This is a genomic window from Mesorhizobium sp. WSM4887 (assembly GCF_029625865.1).
Lineage (GTDB): Bacteria > Pseudomonadota > Alphaproteobacteria > Rhizobiales > Rhizobiaceae > Mesorhizobium.
In genome coordinates, this window is sequence record NZ_JARTVP010000034.1 from 1 (window position 1) to 1,176 (window position 1,176).

The 1,176-nt window shown below is 64.2% G+C and carries 1 pseudogene; it reads left to right on the plus strand.

The window, feature by feature from the left end:
* Positions 1-1,153, plus strand: a pseudogene (locus P9230_RS32190) (IS5 family transposase); the annotation flags it as partial.
* Between the last annotated feature and the right edge of the window lie 23 nt (positions 1,154-1,176).

Sequence of the window (1,176 nt, forward strand, 5' to 3'; positions counted from 1 at the left end):
GCGGGGCTGGCGATCCTCAAGCACACCTTCAACCTGTCGGATGAGGTGCTGTGCGAGCGCTGGGTGGAGAACCCTTATTTCCAGTATCTCACCGGCGAGACGTTCTTTTGCCATACGCTGCCGTTCGACCGCTCCTCGATGACGCGTTGGCGCAGCCGTATGGGCGAGGAGCGGATTATGGTGCTGTTGCAGGAGAGCCTCAGCCTCGCGGTCAAGACCGGGGCGATGAAACCGGCCGACACGCGCCAGGTGATCGTCGACACCACCGTGCAGCCGAAGAACGTCATGTTCCCGACCGACGCCAAGCTCATCCATCGGGCACGCGAACGGCTGGTGCGGCTGGCCAAGAGGACGGGTCTCCATTTGCGCCAGAGTTATGTGCGGGTCGGCAAGCTGGCGCTGATCAGCCACCAGCGCTATGCCCACGCCAAGCAGTTCAAGCGGGCCAACAAGGCGCTACGCAAGCTCAAGACCTATCTCGGCCGGACCATTCGCGACATTGGTCGCCAGATCGCCGGCGATCAGGGGCTGGACGCTGTTCAAATGGCCGCTCTACCAGGCCGCCACCGTTCTCGAGCAACGCCAGCGCCAGCGCGGCCGCAAGATCTACAGCCTGCACGCACACGAGGTGGAATGCATCGGCAAGGGCAAGGCGCATGCGCCCTACGAGTTCGGGGTGAAGGTGTCGGTGGCCACCACGCTGAAGCGCTCCAGGGGCGGCCAGTTCGCCCTGCATGCAAAAGCACTGCCCGGCAATCCCTATGACGGCCACACGCTGGCAAGCGTCATCCCCGACATGGAAAAGACCATCGGCAACGAGATCGGCCGCATCCTCGCCGACGCCGGCTATCGCGGCCACAACGCACCGCAGAGCCACAAGCTCAGGGTCTTCACCGCGGGCCAGAAACGCCGCGTCACCCCAGCCATCAAGCGCCAGATGCGACGGCGGTCGGCGGTCGAGCCCGTCATCGGCCACATCAAGAGCGAACACAGAATGGGCCGCAACTACCTCGCCGGCCAGCAGGGCGACACCCTCAACGCCATCCTGGCCGCCGCCGGCTACAACTTCTCCCTCCTGCTCAGGTGGCTGAAGGGGTTTTTGTCGCTCTTGATTGCCCTGCTTCAAATCCGGCCGAAGCCGGTCGCCGCTTAGGGCTCGGATTGTTCACGGTCGAC